This is a genomic window from Bhargavaea massiliensis (genome assembly GCF_018390575.1).
GTDB lineage: Bacteria > Bacillota > Bacilli > Bacillales_A > Planococcaceae > Bhargavaea > Bhargavaea massiliensis.
The window spans coordinates 503,475-524,763 of record NZ_JAHBCJ010000001.1; the positions used below are offsets into that span (position 1 = coordinate 503,475).

Sequence of the window (21,289 nt, forward strand, 5' to 3'; positions counted from 1 at the left end):
TCTGATTCCTGTATATCCTCTCATCTTCCCGCGTATACTTCCAAAAACACGCACAGAAAAGAGGTTCATATGATCCGCATCGGGACGAGTTCTGAACAGGGACGTTTCCATTACGCGGAGGCGGGGGCGGCCTGGAGAATCGCCTCCGTCCTCCTCCGCCACATACCGTTCGGCGAGCGTCCGGTCCGGTTTGTCTGCATCGGGACGGACCGGTCGACAGGGGATGCCTACGGTCCGCTGACCGGCACCTCGCTCACCGAACTGGGAAATCTTCGCCATCCGATCCTAGGGACGCTCAGCAGGCCGGTCCATGCGCTGAACCTTCAGCAGATCGCCGAGACCGGCGACGATGTGTTCACCGTGGCGGTCGATGCCTGCCTCGGAAGGGCCGAGCACATCGGGCAGATCGTCATCGAAGACCGCCCGCTTTTCCCCGGGCGCGCCGTCGGGAAGACGCTGCCGCCGATCGGAGATCTGTCGATCAAGGGCGTTGTCAATGCAGCTGCACCGAACAGCCAGGAAGTTCTCCAGAATACCCGTCTCCACCTGCCGTTCATGATGAGCCGGGTGACCGCCCGGGCGATCTCACTCGCCTGCTGCCGGAGTGAAACCAAAGCCGTACAGGAGTCCGGTCACGAGAGCTACGACGAGAATTCCGGGGATGAGGTTTGCCACCCGGATCTTCGTCAGCCCGATCAGGTTTAATCCGATTGCAAGTATCATCAGGCCGCCGGTCGCCGTCATCTCCTCGATGAAAAACCGCATCATGTCGTCCGGGATAAATCGGCTGATGACAGAAGCGAGCATCGTGATCGCGCCCTGGTAAAGAAACACCGGCACAGCGGACAAAATGACGCCGATGCCAAGCGTTGAACTTAGGATCAATGCAGTGAACCCGTCGATGATGCCCTTTGCAATGAGGACGTCGTGATCGTTCCGGAGGCCGCTGTCAATCGCCCCGATGACCGCCATCGAACCAATCACGAAGATGAGGGTTGCCGTGACAAACCCTTGGGCGATTCCGCCCTGGCCGTCTTCTCCCGGTGTCTTGCCCGCTTTGGATTCCATCCAGCGGCCCAGACGGTTCAGTTGCCCGTCCAGATCCAGCCATTCACCGATCGCCGCTCCTACAACGATCGAGATGATGACAATGATAATCTGGGAAGTGGCAAAGCTCATCTGAATGCCAATGACCATGACCGCAAGGCCGATGGCATAGGTCACTGTCTCCCTTACACGTTCGGGAATCCTTCCGAGAAACCGGCCGATCACCGAACCGATGATGATGAGCAGCACGTTCACAACCGTGCCAAATAACGCCATAAGGATCCCCCTCTATCCCCAAAAATAGACCGCCCTTTTTCTCTGCGGAAAAAGGGCAGGTGGTTATTGCTGTTGCTCCAGAAGCTCGAGGATCCGTTCAAGATCTTCATCCGAGAAAAACTCGATTTCGATTTTGCCCCGGTTTTTGGTCTTTCTGATATTGACGCTCGTACCGAAAAAGTCCCGGAGCTCCGTTTCCTTCTCAGTAATGAAGATGTCTTTCTTTTCTTTCTTTGTTTCACGTGGAACATCTTCATTCATCCGTTGGACAAGCGCCTCCAGTTGCCGGACATTCAGGCTGTCGGAGACTGTTTTTTGAGCAACCGGCTCAATCTGCTTTTTATTCTTAAGTCCCAGAAGCGCACGCCCGTGGCCCATCGACAGCCTACCGTCCGACAGCATTGCCCGGACCTGTTCGGGAAGAAAAAGAAGACGAAGATGGTTTGCGATGTGCGGCCGGCTTTTTCCGAGACGGAAAGCCAGCTGCTCCTGCGTCAGGCCGAGCGCATCCATCAGCTGCTTGTAGGCTTCCGCCTCTTCAACCGGGTTCAGGTCTTCCCGCTGAAGGTTTTCCAGAATCGCCAATTCCATCATCTGCTGGTCGGTCATATCACGCACCACAGCAGGCACGGACTCCAGTCCCGCTTCTCCTGAAGCCCGGAATCTCCGCTCGCCGACAACGATTTCATACTTCCGGCCTTTTTTCCGGACGATGATCGGCTGGAGGATGCCATGCTCGCGGATCGACTCGGTCAGCTCTTTGAGGCTCTCCTCCTCGAACACCTTCCTTGGCTGGTACGGGTTCGGCTTCAGAAGTTTCAGGTCAATCTGTTCCACTTGTTCGGACTGTTTCAGCGACTCTCCGGGAAAAAGTGCATTCAGCCCCTTACCTAGCCCCTTCGCCATTGCGGATCACTTCCTTCGCCAATTCTAGATAAACTTCCGCTCCGCGTGACCGCGGATCATAGACAATGATCGGTTCACCGTGGCTCGGCGCCTCGCTCAGACGGACATTACGCGCGATGACCGTATGGTACACCTTGTCCTGGAAGTACTTTTTCACTTCCTCGATCACCTGGATGCCAAGGTTTGTGCGCGCGTCGAACATTGTCAGGAGAACACCGTCAATCATCAGGTCCTGGTTGAGGTGCTTCTGGACGAGCCGGATAGTCGAGAGAAGCTGGCTCAGGCCTTCCAGGGCGTAGTATTCGCACTGGACCGGGATGATCAGCCCGTCAGACGCGGTGAGCGCATTGAGCGTGAGCAGGCCGAGGGAAGGCGGGCAATCGATAATGATGTAATCATATTCATCCTTCAGCTCATCCAGCGCATGCTTGAGGCGCACTTCACGTGAGATCGTGGACACCAGTTCGATCTCCGCACCGGCAAGTGCGATGGTGGCCGGGATGACGCTCAGGCCTTCCACCTTCGTCGGCATGACTGCGCTCCGGACATCGGCATCATCGATCAGGACATCGTATATGCAGTTCTGGACATCGCCTTTGTTGATGCCGACTCCGCTCGTCGCGTTCCCCTGAGGATCCGTGTCGATAAGCAGCACCTTCTTGCCAAGATGCGCGAGGCAAGCGCTCAAATTGACGGAGGTCGTCGTTTTTCCGACTCCGCCCTTCTGATTGGCGATCGATATGATTCTTCCCACAATGCACCTGCTTTCCAACTGCTTCGTTGCGGTATTGGCCAGGCCCTTGCATACTTTGAGGGCCATTTCTTATATTCTACCAAAATTCTGCCGGAGGGTCTTTCGGCCTGACAGAAAAAACTCTTGCCAAAGCGGCAAGAGGCGGTTACTTCTGTTTCGGGATTCTGACTGTAATCTTGTAGAATTCCTCTTCGTCCTCTTCTTCAGTCTGTAGGCGGATGCCGCTTTGGTTGACGAGGGAGAGGGACTGCCGGATCGTATTGAGCGCGATGCGGACGTCTTTGCTGACTGCCTTGCGCCGCTTTTTCGGTTTCTGCTCGGGTGCCGGTTCTTCCTCAGGGGGATTCAGGATTTCCTGGATTCTCACTTCCAGCTGTTTGACATTATATTGATGCTCTTTAACCTCATCGAAAACCTGAAGCTGCAGTTCTTCTTCCTTGAGGGGGATCAGTGAACGGGCATGGCGTTCCGATATTTCACGGTCAAGGATGCCCCTTCTGATCGGTTCCGGAAGCTTCAGCAGACGGAGTTTATTGGCGACGGTGGACTGGCCCTTGCCGAGCCGCTGCGCGAGTGCTTCCTGTGTGAGGGAATGGAGCTTCAGCAGTTTGTCGTACGCCATGGCCTCCTCGATCGCAGTGAGTTCTTCCCGCTGCAGATTCTCGATGAGGGCGACGGAAGCAGTCTCTTTGTCGTCCATGTCCCGGATGATTGCCGGCACTTCCGTCCACTTCAGCTTTTTCATCGCCCGGTATCGCCGTTCGCCTGCAATGATCTCGAACTTGCCGTCTTCGATCGGGCGAACGACGATCGGCTGGATCACGCCGTGGATATTGATGGTCCGTGCCAGTTCGTCGATCTTCTCTTCATCAAAGATCGTCCTCGGCTGGAAACGGTTAGGTATGATATCGGCCAGGCGGACCTTGATCACGTCTTCGGAACGTTCCGCCCCGCTCGCTTCAAATAATTCATCTTTATCGCTGTTCCCGAAAAAGCGCGAGAAAGTGCTTTTCAAAACGGGCACCCCCTTATGGACATCCTACTACATGACAATTCGATGCGGGACCGGAAATTCCTTCCCGGAGAGTCCAAATGTAAGAATATATAAAAAATGTTCCACGTGGAACAGCACATTAAAAAGGCTGATTTCCGCTATAGGCCCTTCGCTTACCGCGGGCGTTGCCTCAGCCTCCTCGAGCTACGCTCTGTGGGGTCTTCGACTAACGCTTTTCCCGCAGGTGTCTCGGGCCTTTCGCTTCAATCAGCCATCAATTAAGAATAATTTTCGTTTCACTCAACACCAAAACATGAGTGCATCTCGAATTTCCTTACTTAACTAACGGAAGTTTGCCCGGGGTGCCGGGTTTCCGCGGGTATTTTTTCGGGGTGCGGGCAACTTTCTCAATGACGAAGATGTTGCGCTCGCTGTCTTCGACCGGCAGCAGGAACGAATGGGATTCCTTCAGGCGGCCGCCAAGGAGTTTCACGGCGTATTCCGCTTCCCGCATTTCTTCACCGGCAGCCGCCGCCTTCATGGAGATGAAGCGGCCGCCTTCCTTTACAAGCGGAAGGCACAGTTCGGCCAGTACCGGAAGGCGTGCCACCGCGCGGGCGGTCACGACATCGAACGATTCGCGGAAATCCGGGTTGCGGCCGGCTTCCTCCGCCCGCGCATGGACAAAGCGGACATGGTCGAGCCCGAGCTCTTTTCCGAGTTCATCAAGGAACGTGATCCGCTTGTTGAGGGAATCGATGATCGTCACCTGCAGTTCCGGGAAGCAGATCTTCAGCGGGATGCTCGGGAAGCCTGCGCCCGCTCCGACGTCACAAACAGTCAATGGACCATCAAACGGGGCCTGGAATGCGGCGCTCACCGAGTCATAAAAGTGCTTCAGGTACACCTGCTCCCGGTCCGTGATCGCCGTCAGGTTCATTTTCTCGTTCCACTCGACAAGCAGCTCGTAATAGCGGCGGAACTGGGCAATCTGCCGTTCGCTCAGAGAAATGCCGCGCTTTTCAAGTTCCTGCACAAATTGTTCTTCATTCATTGAGACGGTTCCCCTTCCATAAAACAGGCCGATGCGAATCTTGTTCACATCGGCCTATTGGTGTTTAACCGGATACTTTTGCAATCCTACCCTGTTCGATATAGACGAGCAGGATGGAGATGTCCGCCGGGTTGACGCCGGAGATCCGGGAAGCCTGCGCAATGGAAAGCGGACGGACTTCGTTGAGGTTATGGCGCGCTTCGGAGGCAATACCCTGGATGGCATCGTAATCGATGTTTTCAGGGATCTTCTTGTCTTCCATCTTCTTCAGACGTTCCACCTGCTGCATCGACTTGTTGATGTAGCCCTCATATTTCACCTGGATCTCGACCTGTTCCTTGACCTCTTCCGGCAGTTCCACATCCGCCGGTGCCGCGGCTTCAATCAGGCCGTAGTGGACTTCCGGACGGCGCAACAGATCGGAGGCGTGGATCGCTTCCTTCAGTTCTGTGCCGCCGATTTCACGGATGGCTTCCTGAAGCGCATCGTCAGGCTTCAGAACCGTTCGGCTGAGGCGTTTGATCTCGTCTTCGATCATCTGCTTTTTCTCGATAAAGCGGGCATACCGTTCCTCGCTCTGAAGGCCGATCCGGTGTCCGATTTCCGTCAGGCGGAGGTCGGCGTTGTCATGGCGAAGGAGCAGCCGGTATTCCGCACGCGATGTGAGCAGCCGGTACGGCTCGCTCGTGCCCTTGGTCACCAGGTCATCGATGAGGACGCCGATGTAGGCATCGGAGCGGCTCAGGATAACTTCCTCGCGGCCGAGCACCCGGGCAGCCGCATTGATGCCGGCCATGATGCCCTGTGCCGCAGCTTCTTCGTAGCCCGACGTGCCGTTGATCTGGCCCGCGGTGTAGAGGCCGCGGATCCGTTTTGTCTCAAGTGTCGGCCAAAGCTGTGTCGGGACGATCGCATCGTATTCAATCGCGTAGCCGGCTCGCATCATTTCGGCTTTTTCAAGCCCAGGGATTGTCTCCAGCAGCCGGCGCTGGATGTGCTCCGGCAGGCTGGTGGAAAGTCCCTGCACATACACTTCACGTGTGTTGCGGCCTTCCGGCTCGAGGAAAATCTGGTGGCGCGGCTTATCGCTGAAACGGACAATTTTGTCTTCGATCGACGGGCAGTAGCGGGGGCCCTTGCCTTTGATCATGCCGGAGTACATCGGAGACAGATTCAGGTTGTCGTTGATAATTTCGTGCGTTTCCCCGGTCGTGTAAGTGAGCCAGCACGGCAACTGGTCGGTGATGAACTCGGTCGTCTCATAGCTGAACGCCCGCGGCTCGTCATCGCCCGGCTGGATTTCCGTCTTGCTGTAGTCGATTGTGCGGCTGTTCACACGCGGCGGCGTCCCGGTTTTAAAGCGGACCGTCTCAAATCCGAGTTCCTCGAGGTTTTCCGCAAGGCGGATCGACGGCTGCTGGTGATTCGGGCCGCTGGAGTATTTCAGGTCGCCGATGATGATCTCTCCGCGGAGGAATGTCCCCGTCGTGACGACGACCGTTTCGGCGCGGTAAACGGCACCGACTTGTGTGATGACCCCTTTTACTTCGTCGTCTTCAACGATCAGTTCCTCGACGATGCCCTGGTGGAGGTGAAGATTTTCCTGTTCCTCCAACAGGCTCTTCATTTCCTGCTGGTAAAGCACTTTGTCGGCCTGAGCGCGGAGTGCCCGCACGGCAGGACCTTTTCCTGTATTCAGCATGCGCATCTGGATATGCGTTTTATCAATGACTTTCCCCATCGCGCCGCCGAGCGCGTCGATTTCACGGACAACGATCCCTTTTGCCGGGCCGCCGATCGACGGATTGCACGGCATGAACGCGACCATGTCGAGGTTCATCGTAAGCATGAGGGTCGATGCACCCATTTTCGCTGCGGCCAGGCCGGCTTCAACACCCGCGTGGCCCGCTCCGATGACAATTACATCGAACTTGCCTGCTTCAAATTGTGGCATGTTCGTTCATCCTTCCTAATCTCTGAATATATGAAGCCGGCACCATGCCGGCGTTTACTTTCCTAGACAAAACTGCGAGAACAACTCATTGATGAGGCTTTCCTGCATGGTATCCCCGACGATTTCACCGAGAATTTCCCATGCGCGGGTCACATCAATCTGGACCATATCCACCGGTACACCTGCTTCTGCGGCCGAAATCGCGTCATCGACCGAGCGGCGGGCCTGATGGAGCAACGCCACATGGCGGGCGTTCGACACATACGTCATGTCCTGGGAGCCCGTCCGGCCCTCAAAGAACATCGCGGCAATTGCCTCTTCCAGCTCATCGACACCTTCGTCTTTAAGGAGGGAAGTCGTGACGACCGGCGCATTGCCCGTCCGGCTGCGGACCTCATCAATGTCCAATTTGCGCGGAAGGTCGGTTTTGTTCGCGACAACGATGACGTCCATGCCGCGGACCGCTTCGAACAGCCGGATATCCTCCTCACTCAGTTCTTCTGAGCTGTTCAGAACGAGGAGGATGAGATCGGCTTCTTTCAGCACCTTGCGGGAACGCTCGACCCCGATCCGCTCGACGATGTCCTCGGTTTCCCGAATACCGGCCGTGTCGACCAGCTTCAGCGGAACGCCGCGCACATTGACGTATTCTTCGATGATATCGCGCGTCGTTCCGGCGATATCGGTGACGATCGCCTTGTTTTCCTGGAGGAGGCTGTTGAGAAGCGATGACTTGCCGACATTCGGACGGCCGATGATCGCCGTCGACAGCCCCTCCCGGAGAATCTTGCCCTGGCCGGACGTGCGGATGAGCCCATCGATTTCCGAACGGACCCATGCGCACTTCTCGATCAGCACCGGAAGCGTCATTTCCTCGACATCGTCATATTCCGGGTAATCAATGTTCACTTCCACCTGCGCAAGCGTCTCGATCAGCGCCTGGCGCAAATCTCCAATAAGCCGGGACAGCCGTCCTTCCATCTGGCCGAGCGCAACATCCATCGCACGGTCGGTTTTTGAACGGATCAGGTCAATGACTCCTTCCGCCTGTGACAGGTCGATCCTGCCGTTCAGGAAGGCACGCTTCGTGAATTCGCCGGGTTCGGCCAGGCGGGCGCCGCTCCGGAGGACCAGTTCAAGGACGCGGTTCACCGAAACGAGTCCGCCGTGGCAGTTGATCTCGACGACATCTTCCCGTGTATAGGTTTTAGGTGCCTTCATCAGGGACACCATCACTTCTTCTGCTGTTTTCCCCGTTTCCGGGTCGACAAGATGGCCGTAGTGGATCGTATGCGATGCCGATTCGGCCAGCGTCTTGCCGGAAGGCGAGCGGAACAGCCGGTCGGTGATGCCGACCGCTTCGTCCCCGCTCAGCCGGACGATGGCGATTGCTCCCTCGCCCATAGGTGTGGATATCGCCGTAATCGTATCAAATTCCATTCCGGCCACCCCTTTCTATATCGTTATCCACATGTGGATAATCCACATGCAGGCATGGTGATCTAACATAATATAGTATCACAAACACTCCATGTGGAAAAGTGGCAGGATTGGGAAGGAAAAAATAACCGCGATCTGGTGCGGGGCACCAGTGTTCGTGCCTGTTGTGCAACAGTACAATTCCGCCTTTTCCCTGCAAAAGCCGGCAAAAAGCCGGACAACACTTTGTGCTGTCCGGCTCTGGCTTATTTATGCGGTTCAATCACGATATGGCGGTGCGGTTCCTTGCCTTCCGAATGGGTGTCGACATCAAAGCGGTCCGAAAGTGCATGGTGGATGATCTTCCGCTCCGAGGCAGGCATCGGCTCAAGCGCAACTCGCGCGCCGGTCCGGACGGCCTGGTCGGCTTTCCGGTCAGCCAGAACCTTCAGCGTTTCAGCCCGCTTTGCACGGTAATCGCCGACATCGACCGACACGACAAGAAACTGCTTGGCATAGCTGTTGGCCACCACCTGGACAAGCTGCTGAAGCGCGTTCAAGGTCTGGCCCCGCTTGCCGATCAGCATCGCGGCCTTACCGCTTTCAAGCCGGAACTCAAGGTTCTTGCCGTCGAGCATGTGGAACACTTCCGCATCCTCAGCCCCCATCTCACGGACAACCGCCTTCAGATAGTCGGCGGTCATGCCGATTGCCTCATCAAGGTCCCGCTCATGATCTTTTCCGCCATCTTCCGGAAAGACCGGCTCAATCGGCTCCAGCGGAACGACCGGAATGGCCGGGCCCTTTTCAACACTTTGTTCCTCATCAAGCTGCAGCGGAGCCGGGTCAGCCGGCTTCTCCTCCCGGGCTGCCCCATCGGAATCAGGGCCTCCGGGAGCCAGCGGTTCCAATGGTTCTGCCGGATCTGGAGCGGGTGACTCTGCGGGCTCGACTTTTGCAGCCTCCGAAGCGGCTTCAGGATCTGTCCCGACCACCTCGGCCGCGACGCGCACCTTTGCCTCGCGCGCACCAAAGCCGAGAAACCCTTTTTTGCCTTCGTCAATGACCTCGATTTTCACCTGATCACGGGTCAGGCCGAGTTTGGCCAGTGCGTTCGAGACTGCCTCATCGACCGTGGTGCCCGTCGCGACCGTCTGAATCATTTTTTCTTCCCTCCAGATTTACCGCCTTTTTTCTTCACGCTCGGCTGTGCCGCAGGACGTGTGCCTGCCGGCTTCTGCTGTGCGGGGCGCTTTTGCGCTGACGGTGCAGCCGTTGTTGCCGCCGGTTCTTCTTTCTTGCTGAACGGCTTGTACATGAAGACGTTTGTAATGAACGAGATGATGTTCCCGATAATCCAGTAAAGCGTGAGTGCTGACGGCAGGAACGTACCGAAAGCGAAGATCATGACCGGCATAAAGTACATCATCGCTTTCATCTGCGGGTTGTCCATTGCAGGTCCCGTACGAAGCACGACAAATTGTGCCGCCGCCGCAATAAAGGCCAGGATGATGCTCGGTTCGGCGAGATGGACGCCGAAAATGCTGCCGAGCGCAATCTCAGGCGTATTGTTCATCCGGCTGATCGCATGGTAGAAACCGATCAGGATCGGCATCTGGACAAGTACAGGCAAGCAGCCCGCTGCCGGATTGACGTTCCGTGTTTTCAGGAGCTGCTGGAACTCCTCCTGATATTTCTTCTGCGTGACCGCGTCTTTTGATGGATACTTCGCCTGCAGCGCCTTGATTTCAGGCTGGATCTCCTGCATCCGCTTCGAGCCCTGCACCTGCTTGATCATCAGAGGCAGAATGACGAGGCGGATCAGGATTGTGACTGCGATGATCGCCAGGCCGTACGTGCCGAGCAGTCCCTTGAACATGATGATGAGCGAGACGAGCGGCCAGACGACAAACTTATTCCAGAATCCTTCGCTGTCCTCATAGATCGGTTCATTGAATTCCGTACATCCCGCGAGGAACGCGGCAAGGAATGCGACCATGAGAACCAGCCACAACTTCTTTTTCAAAACCTTTCCCCCAGACGTTCGTTCTTTTCCGCGGCGGCAGAACCGCCTTTCCCATCATCGTACCACGCGGGAGCGGTGCGTTCTACTTCTTTCTGAGCACTCTGGCGATTCTCATGATGTGGAGCAGGCTTTTTTTCGTCTCATGGAAGTCGATGGAGGCCGCCTGGTTGCGGGCGATGATGATGTAGTCCCTGTCCGGTCGGAGATCATCCTTAAGTTCAAGCACCGCTTGGCGGACATAGCGCTTGATCCGGTTGCGTGTGACTGCGTTACCGACCTTTTTCGAGACGGAAATTCCAAGCCTGAACTCTTCTTGGCCTTCCATCCTGAGTGAATAGATGACGAACTGACGGTTCGCGAACGACTTCCCGTGCTTGAAGACCTTCTGGAAATCCTTATTCTTCTTGACCCGCTGGTGTTTGTTCATGATTGGATCCACCTGCTTCTTGATTACTGTCTCCCTTATAAGGAAGAGATCGGCTGCATCCTTACCTATTCATATCCTTTACAGCCGCCCCTAAACGAAAAAAAAGACCACTGAAGTGATCAGTGGACTTATGCGGAAAGTACTTTTCTTCCCCGGCGGCGACGTGCAGCCAGAATGCGGCGGCCGCTCTTTGTCTTCATGCGCGCGCGGAATCCGTGTACTTTGCTGTGCTTGCGTTTATTTGGTTGATACGTACGTTTCATAGTCAAGGCACCTCCTAATCGTTGCCGTTTAAACATCAGACAGTCTTGCACATTATATACGACCCTTCAAATCATGTCAACCGTTTGTTCCATCTCCCGAATTGGGATCTGCCCTGTTTCGGCATTTCTGCTTCCCGCCAAGTTATCCACGGTTCTTCCGGATAGCCTGTTTGCGCCGTTCGACACAAAAAAAGTTATTCACAGCGCTTATCGACAAGTTTCGCACATCCCAATACCTTGTGGATAACAGGATTGTGCACAGGGAAAGGGCGTGTGGATAAGTACCACGGGCGGTTGTCAGTGGCGGGTTTTTCTGTTACGATGTTGGAGCATAACTTTTCCGCGGAAAACAACCGGTTAATTATTATCCACAATTGTTGATAGGTTGTGGATAATTTTTTCCGCATTTTTTAATAGTACTTGTCCACAGCTTGTGGATTTGTTCGCAAATCCTTTTAATAGGGTTCACGATTCGACAACCAAATAAATAGAAAAGGAGGTTTCGTGTTGGAACAGTTCGATGATTTATGGAACCAGGTGCTCGCAAGGGTCGAGCAGCGGATTTCCAAGCCAAGTTTCGATACATGGCTGAAATCGACCCGTATGATCGATTACCGGAACGACACCGTCATCATCGGCGCGCCCAATTCATTCACGCGGGACTGGCTGGAGAACCATTACATCCAGTTGATCGCCGGCATCATGAGCGAACTCACCGGCGAAGACGTACATATCCGATTCACCGTGCCCGAAGATGCCGAGGAGGAAGCATTCGACATGCCGAAGCCCCCAGCCAAGCCGAAAAACGGGCGCCATGTCGACCAGTCCGACGGCATGCTCAATCCGAAGTATACGTTCGATACGTTCGTCATCGGTTCGGGCAACCGTTTTGCCCATGCTGCTTCCCTGGCAGTTGCGGAAGCGCCGGCCAAGGCGTATAACCCCCTGTTCATCTATGGAGGCGTCGGCCTGGGCAAGACCCACCTGATGCATGCGATCGGCCATTACGTGCGCGAGCACAAGCCGGACGCTAAAGTGGTGTATCTTTCCTCAGAAAAGTTCACGAATGAGTTCATCAACTCGATCCGCGACAACGAAGCCGTCGAATTCCGCGACAAATACCGGAACGTCGACGTCCTGCTGATTGATGATATCCAGTTTATCGCGGGGAAAGAACAGACCCAGGAAGAGTTCTTCCATACCTTTAATACGCTGCATGAATCATCAAAGCAGATCGTCATCTCCAGTGACCGCCCGCCAAAAGAGATCCCGACGCTCGAGGATCGTCTGCGCTCGCGTTTTGAATGGGGCCTGATCACTGACATCACACCGCCCGACCTCGAGACCCGGATCGCCATCCTCCGCAAGAAAGCGAAGGCGGACGGGCTTGTTGACGTGTCCAACGAAGTCATGATGTACATCGCGAACCAGATCGATACCAACATCCGTGAACTTGAAGGCGCCCTGATCCGTGTAGTTGCGTATTCGTCGCTCGTCAACGAGGACATTACGCCGAAACTGGCAGAAGAAGCTCTAAAGGACATCATCCCGAACGCCCGGCCGCGCCAAGTCACAATCCTCGACATCCAGAAAGCCGTCGGGGAGCACTTCAGCATCCGGCTCGAGGATTTTGCTGCCAAAAAGCGTACCAAATCAATCGCTTTCCCGCGGCAGGTCGCCATGTACCTTTCCCGGGAAATGACCGAATTCTCGCTTCCCAAGATCGGGGACGAGTTTGGCGGCCGTGACCATTCGACCGTCATCCATGCGCATGAGAAAATCTCGAAAATGCTCAAGGAAGACCAGAATCTTCAGCAGGACATCAAGGAAATCCGGGCTGCGCTCGGCAAAAACTGATGTGGATAACCCGCTTTTTGACGCACATCCCCGCCAACAGGTTATGCACATGTAGATAAGTATGGGGCGCTTGATCAAAATGCACTTATCAACTTATCCACAGCCCCTATTACTATTACTATCTATCTTTTTACTTTTAAATTAAATATATAAGCGAGGTATCGAGATGAAATTTGAGATTGCGAGGGACCGGCTTCTCGACGGCCTGAGTGACGTCACAAAAGCCGTCAGCTCAAAAGCAGCCATTCCGATTCTGACGGGCATTAAATTGGATGTGGACGAAGAAGGTATTTATCTGACCGGAAGTGACTCGGATATTACGATTCAGACATTTATCCCGGCCGAGGAAAACGGCGAACAGCTGATCCGCACATCCCAGCGCGGTTCGATCGTGCTGCAGGCCAAGTACTTTAATGAGATCGTCAGGAAGCTCCCGACAAATGACATCGAAATCGAAGTAAGTGGCCATCTGCAGACGCATATCCGGTCCGGAAAATCCGAATTCCATCTGATCGGCTCCGATGCTGAAGATTATCCCCAACTTCCGGAAATCGATGACGATCGGCATTTCGCCATCCCGGCGGATCTGCTGAAGTCGATCATCCGGGAAACGGTGTTCGCCGTATCCGCGTCCGAGTCCCGTCCGGTCCTGACGGGCGTACACTGGCAGGTACAGGAAGGGGAACTCGTCTGTGTCGCAACGGACAGCCACCGCCTGGCCCGGCGCAAGACCCGGCTTGAGAACGCTCCGGAAGATGACTACAGTGTCGTCATTCCGGGCAAAAGCCTCCAGGAGCTAAACAAGATTCTCGGAGATTCCAATGAGCCGGTCGGCATCACGATGAGCAACAAGCAGGTGCTGTTCCGTGCGGGGCATGTCCTGTTTTACTCACGCCTTCTCGAAGGGAATTATCCGGACACAAGCCGGCTGATCCCTTCGGAGTACAAGACCGATATCTATGTGAACGGCAAAACACTTCTCCAGTCGATTGACCGGGCCTCCCTGCTTGCCCGCGAAGAGCGGAACAACGTTGTGCGCTTTACGGCCGATGGCAGCAATGTCGTCGAGATCTCCTCGAATTCTCCTGAAATCGGGAAAGTCGAAGAACAGGTCGAAACGTCTTCCGTTGAGGGTGAGGAGTTAAAGATTTCCTTCAGCGCCAAATACATGATGGATGCACTCCGGGCTATTGAAGGACAGGACATCGTGATCCGGTTTACCGGCGCAATGCGTCCGTTTATCCTGAAGTCGGCCGAGGACGACACGCTTTTGCAGCTGATCCTCCCGGTCCGCACATACTGATCAACGCATTAAAAACCAAGAAAGGGACAGCCCGAATGGCTGTTCCTTTTGTTTATCGCCGGAAAGCGATAAAATAGGGGGAAGGACGAATATTGGACGAAGGGCGGTGTCGACCGTGGAACGTCTTGCGATCGATGCGGAATTCATCACACTCGGACAGGCGCTGAAAATGACCGATACCATCTCCTCCGGGGGCATGGCGAAATGGTTCCTGTCCGAACACGCCGTTTATGTGAACGGCGAACCGGAGAACCGGCGGGGCCGGAAACTGCGTGACGGGGATGTCCTCAACATCCCGGGAACGGGCAGGTTCCGTGTGTCAGGGCCGGCTCCGGGTGACAACTGATGCATATCGAACAACTCAAGCTGAGGAACTACCGGAACTATGAATCACTGGACCTGTCATTTTCTCCGAACATCAATGTGCTGATCGGCGAAAACGCACAGGGCAAAACCAACGTCATGGAAGCCATCTATGTTCTTGCGATGGCGAAATCACACCGCACGTCCAACGATCGTGAATTGATACGCTGGGGCGCGGATTATGGTAAAATAGAAGGAGCGGTACAGCGGAAATACGGCGTTCTGCCGCTTGAGCTGACGCTCTCCAAAAAAGGGAAGAAAGCCAGGGTCAATCATCTGGAGCAGCAAAGGCTGAGCGATTACATCGGACAGCTGAATGTCGTCATGTTCGCGCCTGAGGATCTGCACCTCATCAAGGGCAGCCCACAGGTGCGGCGCCGTTTTCTGGATATGGAAATCGGCCAGGTGTCCAGGGTCTACCTGCATGACCTGCTTCAGTTCCATAAGGTGATGCGGCAGCGGAACGCCATCCTGAAGGCCAATCAGGGCAGGAGCGGCCTCACCGATGTCATGTTCGATGTCTACACGGACCAGTATGTTGATCTGGCGATCCGCATCATCCGGAAGCGCTTCGAGTTCGCGGAAATGCTCCAGAAATGGGCAGAACCGATCCACAGGGGGATTTCCCGTGGGCTGGAAGAACTGGTGATCACGTACGAAACGATGAAAGACATCGAACCGGACCAGTCGGCCGAAGAAATGGGCAACCGGCTGAGGGAGCGGCTGGCCGGGCTCCGCCAGCGCGAACTTGACCGGGGCGTGACACTGGCCGGGCCTCACCGGGACGATCTGACGTTTTTCGTGAACGGGCACAATGTCCAGGTGTACGGGTCGCAGGGCCAGCAGAGGACGACCGCCCTGTCCCTGAAGCTCGCGGAAATCGAGCTTCTGCGGCAGGAAACGGGCGAATCCCCTGTGCTTCTCCTGGATGACGTCCTGTCCGAACTGGACGACTACCGGCAGTCGCATCTGCTGAATACGATCCAGGGACAGGTCCAGACGCTGGTCACGACGACAAATGTCGACGGCATTACGCATGAGACGATCCGGAAAGCGGATCTGTACCGGGTAACCGCCGGCACGGCAGAACACGAGAATCACGACGACTGAACACGCGGCAGGGTCATCCCTCCGCGGGTTTTCACGCATACAGGATATCGTTGCATCATGTTTGGGCATGAAAGGGCAGGTGAACGGAATTGGCGATGGAAGAAGAGAACCTTCGCAACAATGATTACGGGGCGGATCAGATCCAGGTCCTTGAAGGTCTTGAGGCGGTCCGCAAACGTCCCGGCATGTATATCGGCTCGACCAGTTCAAAGGGTCTGCACCATCTCGTCTGGGAAATCGTCGACAACTCGATCGACGAGGCGCTGGCGGGATACTGCGACCATATCGAAGTGGCGATTGAGAAAAACAACTGGATCCGCGTACAGGACAACGGGCGCGGGATCCCCGTAGGCATCCAGGAAAAAACCGGACGTCCCGCAGTCGAGGTCATCATGACCGTGCTCCACGCCGGCGGGAAATTCGGCGGCGGAGGATACAAAGTGTCCGGCGGCCTGCACGGCGTCGGCGCCTCTGTCGTGAACGCGCTGTCGGAGCGGACGGAAGTGAAGGTGGCCCGTGACGGGCACCTGCACTTTATCGCATTTGAACGCGGGCAGATCGCTGAAGAGCTGAGGGTGATCGGCGACACCGAAGAGACCGGATCGGAAGTCCGTTTTAAGGCGGACCCCGAGATTTTCACCGAGACGACGGTCTATGAATACGACATCCTCGCACACCGCCTGCAGGAACTGGCTTACCTGAACCGCGGCATCCGCATCACGCTGTCGGATGAGCGCGGCGAAGAAGAACGGTCCGACTCCTATCACTATGAGGGCGGCATCAAATCCTATGTCCAGCACATCAACGAGGACAAGGAGCCGATCCACGAGGAACCGATCTTCATCGAAGGCGAGAAAGACGGCATTTCCGTCGAAATCGCCATGCAATACAATGCAGGATACGCATCGAATATCTTTTCATTCGCAAACAATATCAACACGTATGAGGGCGGCACGCACGAATCCGGATTCAAGACGGCGCTCACGCGGGTCATCAACGATTACGCACGCAAAAGCGGACTCCTGAAGGACAATGAGTCGAACCTGTCCGGTGAAGATGCCCGGGAAGGCCTGACGGCGATCGTCTCCGTCAAACACCCGGACCCGCAGTTCGAGGGTCAGACAAAGACAAAACTCGGCAACTCGGAAGTCAGCCAGATCGTCAACTCGCTGTTCTCCGAGGGACTCGAGCGTTTCCTCATGGAGAACCCGACCGGCGCCCGCATGATTGTCGAGAAGGGCCTCATGGCCGCAAGGGCCCGGGTCGCTGCGAAAAAGGCGCGTGAACTCACCCGCCGGAAGTCGGTGCTTGAGATATCGAACCTTCCGGGCAAACTGTCCGACTGCTCGTCCCGGGATCCGGCGATCAGTGAGCTGTATATCGTTGAGGGAGACTCGGCGGGCGGCTCTGCGAAAAACGGCCGCGACCGCCACTTCCAGGCGATCCTCCCGCTTCGGGGCAAGATCCTGAACGTCGAGAAGGCGAACATCAACCGGATCCTTTCCAACACGGAGATCCGCGCGATGATCACGGCGCTTGGCACGGGGATCGGCGACCAGTTTGACCTGTCCAAGGCCCGCTACCACAAAGTCGTCATCATGACCGATGCTGATGTCGACGGCGCCCACATCAGAACGCTGCTTTTGACATTCTTCTACCGCTTCATGCGGCCGCTCATCGAAGCGGGATACGTCTATATCGCCCAGCCGCCGCTTTATCAGGTCAAGCAGGGCAAACATATCGAATATTGCTACACGGACGATGAACTGCAGGAGATCCTCGCCCGCCTGCCGCAGGTTCCGAAACCGGTCATCCAGCGGTACAAGGGTCTTGGGGAGATGGACGCGGAGCAGCTTTGGGACACGACGATGGATCCCGAGTACCGCACGCTTCTCCAGGTCAGGCTCGAGGACGCGCTTGATGCCGATGCCATTTTCGAGCAGCTCATGGGCGATGAGGTCGCTCCGCGCCGCCAGTTCATCGAAGAAAACGCAGTTTACGTCAAAAATCTTGATATATAAGGCTTTACTTGAAAGGGGTCAAAGACCATGGCAGACACGCCGGACCGTGGCGTCCAACGCATCAACATCAGTACGGAGATGAAAACCTCGTTCCTTGACTACGCGATGAGTGTCATCGTGTCTCGTGCGCTGCCGGACGTCCGTGACGGGCTCAAACCGGTCCACCGCCGGATTTTGTATGCCATGCAGGACCTCGGCAACACCGCAGACAAACCGTACAAAAAGTCAGCGCGTATTGTCGGGGACGTCATCGGTAAGTACCACCCGCACGGCGACAGCGCAGTATACGACACGATGGTGCGGATGGCACAGGATTTCAACTACCGGTATATGCTCGTCGACGGCCACGGGAACTTCGGTTCGGTAGACGGCGACGCTGCTGCCGCCATGCGGTATACGGAGTCCAGGATGTCGAAGATTTCCGCGGAGCTTCTGCGCGATATCAACAAGGACACGATCGACTACCAGCCGAACTATGACGGGCAGGAAAAAGAACCGATCGTATTGCCGAGCCGCTTCCCAAACCTTCTGGTCAACGGATCCTCCGGTATTGCGGTCGGGATGGCGACAAACATCCCGCCGCATAACCTCGGGGAAGCGATCAATGCAGTGCTCGCACTTGCGGACAATCCTGATATCACGACAGAGGAACTCATGGAGATCATCCCCGGTCCCGATTTCCCGACCGGCGGGCTCATCCTCGGCCGGAGCGGCATCCGCCGCGCCTATGAGACGGGCCGCGGCTCCATCCTGACACGCGGCAAGGTCGAGATCGAGACCGCGCCGAACGGCAAGGAAACGATTCTCGTCCACGAACTTCCCTACCAGGTGAACAAGGCCCGGCTGATCGAGAAGATCGCCGAACTTGTCCGCGAAAAGCGGATCGAAGGCATCACCGATCTCCGGGACGAGTCCGACCGCCATGGCATGCGCATCGTCATGGAAGTCCGGCGTGACGCGAATGCCAACGTGATCCTGAATAACCTCTATAAGCACACCGCACTCCAGACAAGCTTTGGCATCAACATGCTTGCACTTGTGGACGGCCAGCCGAAGGTGCTCAGCCTGAAGGAAATGCTGTTTTACTACCTGGAGCACCAGAAAGAGGTTGTCACGCGACGGACACGCTTCGAACTGAACAAAGCGGAAGACCGCGCGCATATCCTTGAAGGCCTGCGCATTGCGCTTGACCACATCGATGAAATCATCGCGCTGATCCGTGCCTCAAAAACGACAGATGAAGCGAAAAAAGCGCTCATGGAACGGTTCAGCCTTTCGGAGCGGCAGTCCCAGGCCATCCTCGACATGCGCCTCCAGCGCCTCACCGGCCTCGAGCGCGATAAGATCGAGGAGGAGTACAAGGAACTTCTGCTTCTGATTGCCGAACTCCGTGCCATCCTGGCAGACGAGCAGAAGCTTCTGGAGATTATCAAGGAAGAGCTTGCCGACGTGAAGGAAAGGTTCAATGATGCACGCCGCTCGGAAATCACCGCAGGCGGTTCCGAGATGCTCGAGGACGAGGACCTGATCCCGGTCGAAAACTCGGTCATCACCCTCACGCACCGGGGCTACATCAAGCGGCTGCCGGCCAGCACCTACCGCAGCCAGCGGCGCGGCGGGCGTGGTGTTCAGGGCATGGGCACCAACGAGGACGACTTTGTCGAGCACCTGCTCTACACGTCCACCCATGACCGGATCCTGTTCTTCACCAACACCGGCAAAGTGTACCGGCTGAAGGGCTATGAGATCCCGGAATTCAGCCGTACGGCTAAGGGCCTGCCGATCATCAACGTGCTCGGACTGGATAAAGGTGAAAGCGTCACGACAATGCTCCGGGTGGATGAGTACGACGAGGAGGCCTTCCTCGTCTTCACGACCAAGCAGGGAGTCGCAAAGCGGACCCCTGTCACGCATTTCGCCAACATCCGCTCGAACGGGCTGATCGCCCTTTCCCTCCGCGAGGACGATGAACTTGTCCAGGTTAAGGTGACCGACGGCACAAAAGACGTGGTCATCGGCACGCGCGGCGGCATGCTGATCCGGTTCACGGAAGACGACCTGCGTCCGATGGGACGGACGGCGACTGGCGTACGCGGCATCCATCTCCGCAGCGATGACTACGTTGTCGGCATGGACGTGGTCGAAGAGGGGCAGGAAATTCTGGTCGTCACAGAGCAGGGCTTCGGCAAACGCACGCCTGAATCCGAATACCGGAGGCAGTCGCGCGGCGGCTTCGGGCTGAAGACGGTTCACGTGACCGACAGGAACGGCCCGCTCGTTTCCATGAAATCCATCGACGGCACGGAAGATATCATGATCATCACGATCCACGGCATCCTGATCCGGATGGATGTGGCCGACATCTCGGTCATCGGCCGGATCACGCAAGGCGTGCGCCTCATCCGTCTTGATGAAGGCGAGTACGTGGCAACAGTGGCGAAAGTGGAAAAAGAAGAAGAAGAGGATCTTCCGGACGGAGAGATGGAAGATGTTCTTGAAGAACAATTCGACGATCCTGAAAAACTGGAACCGGAATCCGCGGTTGAGGGAGAGTTCCCTTCCATCGAGGAAGATGGGGAAGACTTCGGAGCCAGCGATAGTGAAGACGCCGGTGACGGGGCCGGACAGGAAGATGAAGAGTAATAGGATGCATGACGGGAAAACGGCTTTAAGCTGTTTTCCTGTTTTTTTGATTTTAGGGGTTGCATTTTGTCCTTCAGCCGAGTATAGTAGAGAAGTTGCCGTTCGGAGCACAACCCACAAAAAACAATTCATATTTTGTGTTGACATTCCGAGAAGGTAATGATATGATAATTAAGCTCTCGTTAAGAGGTTTGATATCTTGCGGCGAGCACGATGAACCTTGAAAACTGAACAGCAAAACGCTGATGAAATGAGTTCCCGATCCCCGACCCCGTCGGGTGAGAACGGAACAAATGATATCGGACATATCACTTGATATGCCAGCTTTAAAGTATGAGCTTACTCATACTCTCTTATGGAGAGTTTGATCCTGGCTCAGGACGAACGCTGGCGGCGTGCCTAATACATGCAAGTCGAGCGGATGACGGGGAGCTTGCTCCCCTGATTCAGCGGCGGACGGGTGAGTAACACGTGGGCAACCTGCCTGTAAGATCGGGATAACTCCGGGAAACCGGGGCTAATACCGGATGGTTCCTTCCTCCGCATGGAGGAAGGCGGAAAGACGGTTTCGGCTGTCACTTACAGATGGGCCCGCGGCGCATTAGCTAGTTGGTGGGGTAATGGCCCACCAAGGCAACGATGCGTAGCCGACCTGAGAGGGTGATCGGCCACACTGGGACTGAGACACGGCCCAGACTCCTACGGGAGGCAGCAGTAGGGAATCTTCCGCAATGGACGAAAGTCTGACGGAGCAACGCCGCGTGAGCGAAGAAGGCCTTCGGGTCGTAAAGCTCTGTTGTAAGGGAAGAACAAGCGCCGGTTAACTGCCGGCGCCCTGACGGTACCTTACCAGAAAGCCACGGCTAACTACG

The 21,289-nt window shown here is 55.8% G+C and carries 18 protein-coding genes and 1 rRNA gene; 8 read left to right on the plus strand and 11 right to left on the minus strand.

Annotated features, from left to right (window positions below; genetic code table 11):
* Positions 1 to 69: 69 nt before the first annotated feature.
* A complete protein-coding gene (yyaC, locus tag KHA84_RS02725; RefSeq protein ID WP_213421949.1) occupies positions 70 to 705 on the plus strand; it encodes a spore protease YyaC in 636 nt (211 codons plus the stop codon).
* On the opposite strand, the gene KHA84_RS02730 is transcribed toward yyaC, so the two are convergent.
* The 11 genes from KHA84_RS02730 to rpmH form a co-directional block, all read right to left on the minus strand.
* On the minus strand, positions 586 to 1,323 hold the full coding sequence (locus KHA84_RS02730; RefSeq protein ID WP_213421951.1) for a DUF554 domain-containing protein: 738 nt from the start codon (positions 1,321 to 1,323) through the stop codon (positions 586 to 588). The genes yyaC and KHA84_RS02730 overlap by 120 nt on opposite strands.
* Before the next feature lie 63 nt (positions 1,324 to 1,386).
* On the minus strand, positions 1,387 to 2,229 hold the full coding sequence (locus KHA84_RS02735) for a ParB/RepB/Spo0J family partition protein (protein ID WP_213421953.1): 843 nt from the start codon (positions 2,227 to 2,229) through the stop codon (positions 1,387 to 1,389).
* Positions 2,210 to 2,983, minus strand: coding sequence for a ParA family protein (locus KHA84_RS02740; RefSeq protein WP_213421956.1), 774 nt, complete (start codon positions 2,981 to 2,983; stop codon positions 2,210 to 2,212). Before KHA84_RS02740 ends, KHA84_RS02735 begins: the two co-directional genes overlap by 20 nt.
* Positions 2,984 to 3,128: 145 nt before the next feature.
* Positions 3,129 to 3,998 (minus strand): nucleoid occlusion protein, encoded by an 870-nt coding sequence (gene noc, locus KHA84_RS02745; protein ID WP_213421958.1) that lies wholly within the window; start codon positions 3,996 to 3,998, stop codon positions 3,129 to 3,131.
* A gap of 313 nt (positions 3,999 to 4,311) precedes the next feature.
* Positions 4,312 to 5,031, minus strand: coding sequence for a 16S rRNA (guanine(527)-N(7))-methyltransferase RsmG (gene rsmG, locus KHA84_RS02750; protein ID WP_213421960.1), 720 nt, complete (start codon positions 5,029 to 5,031; stop codon positions 4,312 to 4,314).
* Between the two features lie 64 nt (positions 5,032 to 5,095).
* The gene (gene mnmG, locus KHA84_RS02755; RefSeq protein WP_213421962.1) at positions 5,096 to 6,985 is read right to left on the minus strand and encodes a tRNA uridine-5-carboxymethylaminomethyl(34) synthesis enzyme MnmG; all 1,890 of its coding nucleotides are present in this window, start codon (positions 6,983 to 6,985) and stop codon (positions 5,096 to 5,098) included.
* Between the two features lie 54 nt (positions 6,986 to 7,039).
* Positions 7,040 to 8,425, minus strand: a complete 1,386-nt coding sequence (mnmE, locus tag KHA84_RS02760; protein WP_213421965.1) for a tRNA uridine-5-carboxymethylaminomethyl(34) synthesis GTPase MnmE — start codon at positions 8,423 to 8,425, stop codon at positions 7,040 to 7,042.
* 245 nt (positions 8,426 to 8,670) lie between these two features.
* Positions 8,671 to 9,567, minus strand: coding sequence for an RNA-binding cell elongation regulator Jag/EloR (gene jag / locus KHA84_RS15365; protein WP_236823054.1), 897 nt, complete (start codon positions 9,565 to 9,567; stop codon positions 8,671 to 8,673).
* Positions 9,564 to 10,430 carry a membrane protein insertase YidC gene (gene yidC, locus KHA84_RS02775; protein WP_213421967.1) on the minus strand — a complete coding sequence of 289 codons (867 nt, stop codon included), beginning with the start codon at positions 10,428 to 10,430 and terminating at the stop codon, positions 9,564 to 9,566. Before yidC ends, jag begins: the two co-directional genes overlap by 4 nt.
* 82 nt (positions 10,431 to 10,512) lie before the next feature.
* A complete protein-coding gene (rnpA, locus tag KHA84_RS02780; RefSeq protein WP_213421969.1) occupies positions 10,513 to 10,857 on the minus strand; it encodes a ribonuclease P protein component in 345 nt (114 codons plus the stop codon).
* A gap of 128 nt (positions 10,858 to 10,985) precedes the next feature.
* Positions 10,986 to 11,120 (minus strand): 50S ribosomal protein L34, encoded by a 135-nt coding sequence (gene rpmH / locus KHA84_RS02785; protein WP_081607183.1) that lies wholly within the window; start codon positions 11,118 to 11,120, stop codon positions 10,986 to 10,988.
* Between the two features lie 507 nt (positions 11,121 to 11,627).
* Between rpmH and dnaA the strand changes: the two genes are divergently transcribed.
* From dnaA to KHA84_RS02820, 7 genes are all read left to right on the plus strand, one after another.
* Complete coding sequence (dnaA, locus tag KHA84_RS02790; protein WP_213421979.1) at positions 11,628 to 12,977, plus strand: chromosomal replication initiator protein DnaA; 1,350 nt, start codon at positions 11,628 to 11,630, stop codon at positions 12,975 to 12,977.
* Positions 12,978 to 13,143: 166 nt separating this feature from the next.
* Positions 13,144 to 14,280: a DNA polymerase III subunit beta gene (gene dnaN / locus KHA84_RS02795; protein WP_213421982.1), complete on the plus strand. Its 1,137-nt coding sequence runs from the start codon at positions 13,144 to 13,146 to the stop codon at positions 14,278 to 14,280.
* 115 nt (positions 14,281 to 14,395) lie between these two features.
* Positions 14,396 to 14,626 (plus strand): S4 domain-containing protein YaaA, encoded by a 231-nt coding sequence (gene yaaA / locus KHA84_RS02800; protein ID WP_008300472.1) that lies wholly within the window; start codon positions 14,396 to 14,398, stop codon positions 14,624 to 14,626.
* A complete protein-coding gene (gene recF, locus KHA84_RS02805; RefSeq protein ID WP_213421985.1) occupies positions 14,626 to 15,753 on the plus strand; it encodes a DNA replication/repair protein RecF in 1,128 nt (375 codons plus the stop codon). Before yaaA ends, recF begins: the two co-directional genes overlap by 1 nt.
* Positions 15,754 to 15,848: 95 nt before the next feature.
* Entirely contained in the window at positions 15,849 to 17,774 is a 1,926-nt protein-coding gene (gene gyrB / locus KHA84_RS02810) for a DNA topoisomerase (ATP-hydrolyzing) subunit B (RefSeq protein WP_213422015.1), read from the plus strand.
* 27 nt (positions 17,775 to 17,801) lie between these two features.
* Positions 17,802 to 20,417: a DNA gyrase subunit A gene (gene gyrA / locus KHA84_RS02815; protein ID WP_213421987.1), complete on the plus strand. Its 2,616-nt coding sequence runs from the start codon at positions 17,802 to 17,804 to the stop codon at positions 20,415 to 20,417.
* A gap of 352 nt (positions 20,418 to 20,769) precedes the next feature.
* A 16S ribosomal RNA gene (locus tag KHA84_RS02820) occupies positions 20,770 to 21,289 on the plus strand; the annotation flags it as partial.